Source organism: Clostridium bornimense, assembly GCF_018917145.1.
Classification (GTDB): Bacteria; Bacillota; Clostridia; order Clostridiales; family Clostridiaceae; genus Clostridium_AN; species Clostridium_AN bornimense_A.
Genome location: NZ_JAHLOD010000069.1, coordinates 1 through 11,632, shown reverse-complemented (window position 1 = coordinate 11,632; position 11,632 = coordinate 1). Strand labels below are relative to the sequence as shown.

Sequence of the window (11,632 nt, the reverse complement as noted above, 5' to 3'; positions counted from 1 at the left end):
CATAATAAGTCATATTCAGCTGATTTAAAACTTAGTGCTGTTGAAGAATATCTTACAGGAACCATATCTCAACTAGATGTTTGTATAAAATATGAAATTTATAGTACTAGTATTTTACGTAGATGGATTAAGAAGTATAATAGCGGTATAGAATTAAAAAATTACGATCCAAAACAGGAGGTCTATATGGCTAAATCAAAAAGAAAAACAACTATTGAAGAACGTAAAGAAATCGTAAAATACTGCATTGAACACGGAAATGATTATAAAAATACAGCAGAAAAGTTTAGTGTATCTTACACTCAAGTTTATACATGGGTACGTAAATATAAAGTTGATGGAGAAGATGGTTTAATAGATAAGCGTGGACATCATAAATCTGATGATGAAGTAGATGAATTAAGAAAAGCTATAAAGGAATTTATAGACTATTATAATAACAATAGGTATCAAGAAAGGTTTAATAACTTAACTCCTATGGAAGTTAGAACTGCTGCATTAGCGACAGAAACCCATATTCAATATCCGATACCAGAAAATAAGAGAATACTTGCTTATAAAGCAGAATTAGAAGCAAAGAAAAAAAGAGCATCATCATATATCTTTATTTATTTTGATTGTCTACTTGACAGGAGTCAGATCAAAGTGTAGCAGTTTTTTTATAAGAAATAAAGAGAATAACTTAATAATATTTAGATAATCTACTATAATAGTAATAAGATATAAATATTTTTTGGAGGGGTGTTATGAAAAAAAATACATTTCAAAGGGAATTTAAAAAGTTAAAAAGTCAAATTAATAATATAGAAGAAATAGTATATCACTCCAAAGTTGGTGCATTAAATGAACACGAAACAGCAGTACGAAAGAAAATAATTGATCTTAATGCTATGAAAGGTGAATCACTTAAGGATTTTGATGAGGTATATGGTAGATACGAAGAATTATTGCATTATATATCTAAAAAATTATTGGATAATTATAATAAAAAGAATGAAACTTCATTTAAATACGAAGATGTAATAAAGGGTAATAATAATTTACTGATAAATTCTGGTATATTAACAGTGCTGATTAAAAAACATATTCCTAAACTAGTAGAAGAGGAGTTCGAAAGAAACTTTCCAAAGAATCCAAAAGATGAATATAAACTAGCAAGAAATATTAAAAGAAAGTTTATAGTTCATCTAGGTGATACCAATACAGGGAAAACCTACAATGCAATGGAAAGATTAAAGAAGGAAAAAAGTTCAATATACTTATCACCTTTAAGAATATTAGCTCTAGAAAACTTTGAGATGTTAAATAAGGAAGGTATAATTTGTGATTTGCTTACAGGAGAAGAAGAAGTAAGGAATGAAAATGCAACTCACATTTGTTGTACTATAGAACGTGCTGATTTAAATAAGGAATATAATGTAGCAGTAATTGATGAAATTCAAATGATAGGTGATAGCCAAAGAGGTGCTGCATGGAGTAGAGCTGTATTAGGACTTAGAGCAAAAGAAATACATATTTGTGGTGCATTAAATGCTAAATATTTAATAGAAAAAATATTAGAAGATTGTGAAGATGATTATGAAATTATTGAATATAAAAGGCAAATACCATTGGTGGTTGAAAAGAGAAACTTTTCTTATAAAGAAGCAATGAATGGAGATGCTATTGTAGTTTTTTCAAAGAAAAGGGTTTTAGAAATAGCTGAAAATTATTCAAGTGAAGGGGTTAAAACTAGTATTATTTATGGAGATTTACCTCCAGAGGTAAGAAAAAAGCAGTATGAACAATTTATAAATAATGAAACTAAAATTTTAGTTACCACAGATGCAATAGGAATGGGAGTAAATCTTCCCATAAGAAGAATTATATTTTTAAACATTAAAAAGTTTGATGGTAGAGATATAAGGTTTTTAACGTCACAAGAGGTGAAACAAATAGCTGGTAGAGCTGGGAGAAAAGGCATATATGATTATGGATATGTATCTACAGTGAAAGATAATCAAGATTTTATTGAAGAGAAGTTATCTGAAGAAGATTTAATTATCAAAGAAGCTGTTATAGGTCCTTCAGAAGCTATACTTAATATTCCAGAAATACCATTAAGTGAAAAGTTTGTATTATGGAGTAGTAGAGAAGAAAAAATAAAGTATTATAAAAAGATGGATATATCAGATTATTTAATAATTTTAGAAAAAATAAAGAGATATAAGTTAAGTGAAATTGACCAGTGGAATTTATTAAAGGTACCTTTTGATGTAAATAAGGAAGAATTAATGGAAACATTTATTTTTTATGTGGAACAATTATTTGTAGAAAAACTTGAAGAAATATCAAAACCTCAATGTTATGAAGGGGCATTGTATGATTTAGAAATATATTATCAAAAAATAAATATGTATTATTCATTTTGTAAGATATTTGGGTTATCATATGATATGGAATGGATTAGTTTAGAAAGAAATAAAGTAAGTGAAGATATAAATGATATATTATTAAGAATATAAAGATAATTTATAAGTATGAATTTAAGGTGAATTAAGTGAATGATATTAAGATTGGAAATATTAGAAAAAAGTCTATATTAGAAAATATAAATAGAGGATATTATTACTACAAGAAAGATTTTGTTTTTGATTTTTGGGAAAGAGAAGAAACTGAAGACTATAGAAATTTATCTTGTTATGTAGCTTCTGAGAATTTTGATGAGTATTTAATTAATTTTACAGTAGATAAAAAAGATAATTTAATAGAAGGAAGTTGTACTTGTCCTTATAAGAATAAAGCAAATGATAGTTGTAAGCATGTAGTAGCTGCATATTTGTATTATTTAAATGAAGTTTCAAAGCCTAGTAGTAAGAGTTTTGAAAATTTATCTGCTATGAGAAAATTTTTAAATTCTATAAAAGAAAGTGAACCTAATAGTGTTGTTAAGTTAGATATTATAATATCAGAAGTAAATAAAGAGGTTAGGGGCTATTTTAAAATTGGTAAAAATAAAAAGTACATTATAAGACAAATCAAAAATTTTATTTATGATTTAGAAAATAATGAAGAGATAATCTTTGGAAAAGAATTTACATATAGAAAAGGACAGGATGGCTTTAATATTACAGATAGAAGAATTGTAAAAGTATTACACCAGTATGTCGAGAATGAAAGTTTTAATGAAAGTATTACTGATGGAAAGTATTTAATTTTCAATAAATTAATGATTAAGGATATAATTGATTTGTTGAAATATAAGGAGTTTTACATTGAAGAAGAAAATAGATTAGTTAAAGGTGATATAGTTTACGATGATATTGATTTAGAATTTATCTGTAAAAACATTGATGGAAAACTATCCTTAGCTGTAGAAAAAATGCCAATATCAATAGATGGATCTAACATATATTTGTATAACAAAAAGTTGTATGTAACAACATTAGATTTTCATGAGCTTTATTCAGCTGTGAAGGATTTATTTAATGATGAAAATTGTATTGTTATAGAAGAGGAAGATAAAGCTGACTTTTTAAAATATGGATTCAGTAGATTCAATTCTTTAGGTAAAGTATCATTAGATGACAATTTAAAATGTGTATTAGTTAATGAAACATTAAAAACAGAATTTTATTTTGATAAAGAAGATAGAAATGTAGCGTTAACTGTATTTTTTAATTATAAAAATATAAGAATAAATCCCTTTAGAGAAGAATACAAAGAAGCTGTTATTAGAGATATAAAAAAAGAAAATAATATATTAAGCGAAATTTATAAATTAGGATTTATAAAAAATGATAATACACTTTTACTAAAAGGGGATAAGGAGATTTTAAATTTACAGATTAATGGAATTGATAGATTAAAAGAATTTGGAGAAGTGTATTATTCAGAAGCGTTTAAAAAGATTGGTGTTAATTCTGGTACTGTTAATACAATGCTTTCATTAAATGATGATGGTTGGTTAAAGTTTTCTTTTGCTATTGATAATTATGATAATCTTGAACTAAGAAATATACTTGAATCTATAAGAACTAATAAGAAATTTTATAGGGCTAAAGATGGCAGCTTTTTATCTTTAGATAGTGAAGAATTAAAAAAGTTATCACATGTAATAGAGGTTTTGGATATTAATAATAGTGACATAGATAAAGGAAATGTTTTAGTTAATAAATATCACAGTTTATATTTAAAAGATATGTTTACAAATAAGTTAGATAAATCTATTGAAAACTTATTAGATGATATTGAGAATTTTGATCTTAAAGAATTTCATTTAAAAGAAGATGTTAATTATAAATTAAGAGATTATCAAGTAGAAGGAATTAAATGGCTTTCTACATTGTATCATTATAAATTTGGTGGCATACTTGCAGATGAAATGGGGCTTGGAAAAACAATACAAACTATCGCATTTATTGAAAACATTATTGCTTTAGGAAATAATCAATGCAATTTAATTGTATGTCCAACATCACTAATTTTTAATTGGATGCAAGAAATCAATAAGTTTGCGCCAACGTTAAAAGTAAGTTGTTTATATGGTGATAAAGAAAAAAGAGCTAATATAATTGAAAATATAGATTCCAGTGATGTAATAATAACTTCCTATTCAATATTAAAAAGAGATATAGATCTTCTTTCAAAAGTAAAATTTAATTTATGTATAATGGATGAAGCGCAGGCAATAAAAAATTCAACGTCTATGACTTGGAGTGCTGGAAAAAAGATTAATGCAAAATGTAGATTTGCTTTAACAGGAACTCCTATTGAGAACTCATTAATGGAGCTATGGTCAATTTTTGATTTTATAATGCCAGGATTTTTATCAAATGAGAAGAAATTTAGAGAAGAGTTTCAAATTCCAATAACTATAGATAATGATAAAGAATTATTAAAAGAATTACAAAGGAAAATAGCACCATTCATATTAAGAAGAAAGAAAAAAGATGTTTTAGGAGAATTACCAAACAAAATAGAGAGAAAAGTTATTGTAGATTTAAATGATGAACAAAAAAAGATATATACATCGCTAGTTAATTCTATTAATGAGGAAATTGATAGTAATTATGATAAATCAAATTTGGGAAAAACAAAAATACTAGTTCTAAGTACATTAACGAAGCTTAGACAAATTTGTTGTGATCCTAGTAGTATCATTGAAGGATATGATGGGGGAAGTAGCAAAATAGATTTACTTGTAGATATATTAACTAAATCAATAAGTGATGGACATAAGATATTAGTTTTTTCTCAATTTACTTCTATACTTAAGAATGTACGTGAAACTTTAGATAATGTATCAATAAGCTCAATGTATCTTGATGGAGAAGTAAAAGCAAATACAAGAATAGAAATGGTGGATGAATTTAATAAAAGCAATATTCCTGTATTTTTAATTTCATTAAAAGCAGGAGGTTCAGGACTTAATTTAACTTCTGCAGATATAGTTATACATTTAGATCCATGGTGGAATCCTGCAGTAGAAAATCAAGCAACAGATAGAGCTCATAGGATAGGACAGGAAAATGTTGTAGAAGTTATAAAATTGATTTCTAAGGGAACAATCGAAGAAAAAATTTACAATCTTCAAGAAAAGAAGAAAATGCTTATTAGTGATGTAATTGATGGTGAAGAAATGGATAGATCAATAATTACATCGATGACATTAGAAGATATAAAAAATATATTTAAAAATTAATTTTTATATGTCGAAAACCGCGAAAAGCACAGCAAAAAAGTAAAAAAAATACAAAGGTGTTATTGAATACTTTAAATATATATGTTAAAATACATAAGTATCTTAAATAATTAAGCTATAATTAAGGAGAAAAGTATTAATAGCGCCAGAACTTATTTATAAGTTGACGAGGATGGGGAGTATCGAATTTTCGGCGGATGTCCCACGGTATCACACTACCGAAAAAGATTGGCAGAACTAGAAAGTGATTTCTAGAACAAATTCAATCGGGTGTGTCCTTTCTTTTAGTTTTATTTTTAAGTGCAAAAAAAATTGAATTAAGGAGAAGATATATTTATGTGTGGAATTGTAGGATATTTAGGAAAGAGAACGGTAACAGATGTTCTAGTAAGTGGTTTATCAAATCTGCAATATAGAGGGTATGATTCTGCTGGTATAGCAGTAGTAAATGGTGACTCTATATCAATAGTAAAGAAAGAAGGTAAACTTGAAAATTTAAAGGCGGCTTTAGAAAATACACCAGTTGAAGGTAATGTAGGGATTGCTCATACTAGATGGGCAACTCATGGAAAGCCAAGTGATATAAATTCACACCCTCATTATAATGCTGATAAAACTATAGCTGTAGTTCATAATGGTATTATTGAAAACTATAAAGAACTTAAAGAATTTTTAGGTGAAAAGGGATATGAATTTTATTCTGAGACTGATACAGAAGTTATACCAAAGCTTATAGATTTTCTTTACGAAGATAATATTGAAACAGCGGTTATGAAAGCTACAGATATGTTAAAAGGTAGTTATGCTTTAGGAGTTATTTCTTCAAGAGATAACAATAAGTTAGTTGGAGTTAGAAAACAAAGTCCATTAATTGTTGGAATAGGTAAAGATGAAAATTTCATAGCATCAGATATTCCTGCGATTTTAGATTATACTACTGATGTATATTTATTAGATGATAATGAGTTTGTAATAATTACAGATGACGGAATTAAAATTGTAGATAGAGAGAATAATGTTATAGAAAAAGCTGTATATAAAGTGGATTGGAAGAAAGAAAATGTAAGTAAGGGTAATTATGAGCATTATATGTTAAAGGAAATACATGAACAACCTGAAGTTACTAAAAACACTTTAGATTCAGTTATTGATGAAAAGACTGGTTTCTTCAGAAAAATTACTTTTGATAAAGAAATGCTAAGTAATATAAATAGAATTTATTTAGTAGGATGTGGAACTGCTTATCATGCTGGTTTAAGTGGAAAGATGGCAATAGAAACCTTAGCGCGTATACCAGTTGAAACAGATGTAGCGTCTGAATTTCGATATAGAAATCCAATAGTGGATTCAAATACTTTAGTAATTGTTATAAGTCAATCTGGAGAAACAGCAGATACTCTTGAAGCTGTTAGAAAGTGGAAGGGCAAAGCTGCTGCAGTTATAGGAATAACAAATGTTATTGGATCATCAGTATCTAGAGAATGTGATAAAGTATTCTATACAAGAGCAGGGGCAGAAATTTCTGTTGCATCAACAAAAGCATATGTAGCACAATTAACATTATTATATTTAGTTGCTATAGAAATGGCTTATACTAAAGGTAAGTTAACAGAAGAACAAGCTAAAGAATATATAAGTAAATTATATGAATTACCTAATGCAATAGAATCAATCCTTGATACTGAAGAAAGTATTTCTGCTTTAGCACAAGGGCTAAAAGATGAACAATCATTAATTTTCTTAGGAAGAGATTATGATTATCCAGTTGCACTAGAAGGAGCTTTAAAAGTAAAAGAAATAACTTATATAAATTGTACAGGATATGCAGCAGGGGAATTAAAGCATGGACCAATTGCATTAGTTGAAAAAGGAACAAAGATAATAGCTGTATGTGGCTCTATGAGAATTGAAGAAAAAACTCATTCTAATTTAAGAGAAGTTACAACTAGAGGTGCTGAAGTTTATTGTGTTTCATCAAAAGAGCATAAGGAATTTACAAATATAATGATTCCAGAAACAATTGATTTATTTACACCTATATTAACTGTTGTACCACTTCAATTATTATCATATTATATAGCTAAGCATAAGGGACTTAACGTAGATATGCCTAGAAATCTTGCAAAATCTGTAACTGTTGAGTAGAGAGTTGATACCAGTTTTGGACCTTGTGTAGCAGTTTAAAAAAGTTGGTAAGAGTTTAAAAAAGTCGGTAAGAGTTTAAAAAAGTCGGTAAGAAATATAATAGGTAAAATTAAAAAGGTAGTATGAAAGTGTTTTTAACCTTCATACTACTTTTTCTTTTTTATGGATTATAATGGAGTTAGGTGCTATTATAAAAATAAATATTATATTTATATCAAACATTTTATTTTAAGGGGGAGAGTTAATGAATATTGTAGAATTTGTTTCAAGATATAAAAATCATCCTATATTATTTATTGGTACAGGAATGAGTTTAAGATATCTTAAGCATTCATATACTTGGGAGGGGCTATTGAGTAAAATAGCTTATGAATTAAAAGAAAATGAAGAATTTTATTTAGATTTAAAAGCTAGATGTCAAGAAAATGGACAGTATAGACTTGAAAGGGTCGCTAGTTTGTTGGAAAAAGAATTTAATAAAAGCTTGATAGAAAATAGAAATGGAAAATTTGAGAAGATTAATGATATTTTTTATGAAAATATGCATAAAGGAATAAACATAAGTAGATTTAAGATATATATATCTGAAATATTCTCAAGTATTGAAATTAATGATGATAAGCTGGAAGAAATTATGGAATTAAAAAAGGTTAGGAAAAATATAGGGTCAATAATAACTACAAATTATGATAAATTAATAGAAGAAATATTTCAGTTTAATCCATTAATAGGAAATGATATTTTATTGAGTAATCCATATGGTTCGCTTTACAAAATACATGGATGTGTAAGTGAACCTAACAAAATAATAATAACTAAAGAAGATTACGATTATTTCAATCAAAAATATGAATTGATAAGAGCACAGCTACTATCATTATTTATTCATAATCCTATAATTTTCATGGGATATAATATAGGTGACGAAAATATAAAAAGTATTTTAAAAACTATATTTACTTATATAGAGCCTAATTCAAAAGAGGCTGAAGAAATAAGAGGTAACTTTTTATTAGTAGAATATGATGAAGGTTCAATGAATGAAGAAATATCTGAACATGATATAGATATGGAAGGATTTTCAACTATAAGAATTAATAAAATAAAGACAGATAATTATATTTCTATATATAGAGCATTAGCTGATTTACATTTGCCTATTTCTGCAATGGATATACGAAAAGTGCAAACAGTTGTTAATGAAATATATTCTGGAGGAAAGATTAAAGTAACAATAACTGAGGATATTAACTCTTTAAAGAATGGCGATAAAATATTAGCCATTGGTTCATCTAAAACTATTACTTATCAATATCAAACTGCATCAGAAATTATGGTAAATTATTTTAAAATAATAGATGAATCAAATTTTCAAATATTGACGCTTGTAGATAAATTTAAAATAAATAAGCAACAATTTTTCCCTATTTATGGATTTTCAAAAATAAATGAAAACATTAAGTGTAAAGATGTATTAAAAGAACAGCAAAAAAATAAGTTAATAGATATAAAAAATTCTACTCCTCCTTATTTGAGAACGAAGTTAACTACAATAGATGAAATTAATAAGGATGCTATAATTTCACCAAGTAATAAAATTAAGGCAATTTTATGGTCAATTTTAGAAGGTAATATTTCACTTAATATAGTTGAAGAATATTTAAGAAATTATGAAAATAAAAAGTCAACAGATTATAGAAGATTATTATGCGCGTATGATTATAAGAAATATTGTTAAATAAAGTAGGAAGATAATTTTAAAATAATATATAATATTAAAGATGTGTACTATTATAATTAAAATAAGATGAAGGAATTTTTCTTTCATCTTATTTTTTCATAAAAATCGAGAAATACTAAACTGTTACAAAAAATAATTTAGTATTAAGAGGTGAAAATAATGATAACAATTTTTCCTAAGGCATATAACAATGAATTGTTATATAGTTGGATGGCTAGATATACTTTTATTAATGGTAACATTAAAGATTCTTATGATAAAGAAGACTTATTTGGAAATCCTAAATGGACATTTGATTTATTTAGACAAAACAATTTAGAGTATTTTGTTAACTGTTTTCCTAAGCAATTAGGGTATACAACAGAAAATATTATTTATAGAAATACTATTTTCCCAGTATTTTTTAAATTCATGGATAATGAAAGGAAGAATAATATTATAAAAAAAATATGCTCTTCAAATTTATCTACTTTTATAAAAGAAATAGGAATTAATATTATAAATAGTACAGAAGTAAGAAATTATATAAATATATGTCCTTTGTGTTATGAAGAAGATAAAGAGATTCATAATGATGCATACATACATAGAAATTATCAAGTACCTGGATGTTATATGTGTGCAAAACATAATGTATTTCTTAAAAAATATTATATTAAAGGGAATGATACATATGGAAATTATAAAGATATAAAGTTTATAGATATTAACAATATAGATAGTTCGAGTCTTGAAGAATATGACTTATTAAATGAAGATAAAGAATTATATTTATATGTATCAAAGTGCATTGATAATATTTTTAACGGTGTTTTAAATGATGATATAGTTGCTATTAGAGAAAAGTATCAAAGCAAGTTATATGAAAAAGGTTATATTGTAAATACAAAATTAGCACTTAAAAAGCTATGTAATGATTTTAATTCATATTATTCAAAAGAGTTTTTAGATTCTTTTGACTCTTATATTTACAATTCTAAAGATATATTATGGATGCGATATTTGGTATCAAATAAAGACTGTAAAGTGCATGTAACGCATCCAATAAGACATATATTATTTATTATATTTTTATTTGGAACACTAGAAGATTTTATATTATATGAAGCAAAGAATTTTAGAGATTTTGGGAAGGGACCATGGATATGTCTTAATAGTTTATGTAAGGATTATAAGAAAACTGTTATCACGGATACAAAAATTGTTAGAAGAAACAAGAAAATAACAGCACAGTTTAAGTGTCCTACTTGTGGTTTTAAATATTGTAGAGATACTGAAAATATAGATTCAATAAGAGCAATTATAGATAGAGGTTGGGTGTGGAGACAAGAATTGAAAAAGTTATATAAGAAAAATTTATCACTTGCTGAAATGAGTAGAAGACTTTCTTGTGAGGTAAGATGTGTAAAGAATAATATAAAAAAATTAGGACTTGATGGAGAGAGTACGAAAGAAGATAAACGAAAAAAATCAGTAGATAAAGATAAGCTTATTCAATATAAAAAATCAATATTGAAATTTATAGAGGATAATCCTAATTGCAGTAGGAAGAACCTTTATGATAAGCTTCCAAATGAAATGAGATATACGAAATTGCATGATAATAAATGGTTTGAAAAAAGTATACCTGATATTATGACATCTGCACAAAAAATAGATTGGGAGAGGAGAGACATAGAAATAGCTAAAAAAGTTGAGAAAACAATAGAAAAAATATTAAGTGAGAATTTACCGATTAGGTTAACAAAAACTGGTGTGTTAAAATCTATTGATATGACTCATTTATCATATAAAAGGTATGAAGATAGAATACCTTTAACTACAAAGATTATACAAGATAATTATGAGACTAAAAAACAATTTATTATTAGGATGGATAGTGGTTATATATTAAAAAAAAAATAAAATCAAACAAAACGGTATGGAGTGTGTTAATTCTATGCTTATAAATGATATGATAAGAATGTAGAAAAATGATCATTTAAGAATGCACATTTATTTGTTATATTAATGTATAATTACCAAAGATGATATTGGAGGTAATTATGATTATAACGACAAAT

Annotated in this window: 6 protein-coding genes; all 6 read left to right on the top strand. The window is 26.1% G+C overall.

The features are described from left to right. Positions 1–651, top strand: a 651-nt coding sequence (locus KQI30_RS15495; protein WP_216464253.1) for a helix-turn-helix domain-containing protein, incomplete at its 5' end; no start/stop codon positions are given. A gap of 95 nt (positions 652–746) precedes the next feature. Further along, positions 747–2,504, top strand: a complete 1,758-nt coding sequence (locus tag KQI30_RS15490; RefSeq protein WP_216464252.1) for a helicase-related protein — start codon at positions 747–749, stop codon at positions 2,502–2,504. A gap of 35 nt (positions 2,505–2,539) precedes the next feature. After that, on the top strand, positions 2,540–5,683 hold the full coding sequence (locus tag KQI30_RS15485; RefSeq protein WP_216464251.1) for a DEAD/DEAH box helicase: 3,144 nt from the start codon (positions 2,540–2,542) through the stop codon (positions 5,681–5,683). Positions 5,684–6,019: 336 nt separating this feature from the next. Further along, positions 6,020–7,828: a glutamine--fructose-6-phosphate transaminase (isomerizing) gene (gene glmS / locus KQI30_RS15480; RefSeq protein ID WP_216464250.1), complete on the top strand. Its 1,809-nt coding sequence runs from the start codon at positions 6,020–6,022 to the stop codon at positions 7,826–7,828. A gap of 244 nt (positions 7,829–8,072) precedes the next feature. Then, complete coding sequence (locus KQI30_RS15475) at positions 8,073–9,566, top strand: SIR2 family protein (RefSeq protein WP_216464249.1); 1,494 nt, start codon at positions 8,073–8,075, stop codon at positions 9,564–9,566. 162 nt (positions 9,567–9,728) lie between these two features. Further along, positions 9,729–11,474, top strand: a complete 1,746-nt coding sequence (locus KQI30_RS15470) for a TnsD family Tn7-like transposition protein (protein WP_216464248.1) — start codon at positions 9,729–9,731, stop codon at positions 11,472–11,474. Positions 11,475–11,632 lie beyond the last annotated feature (158 nt).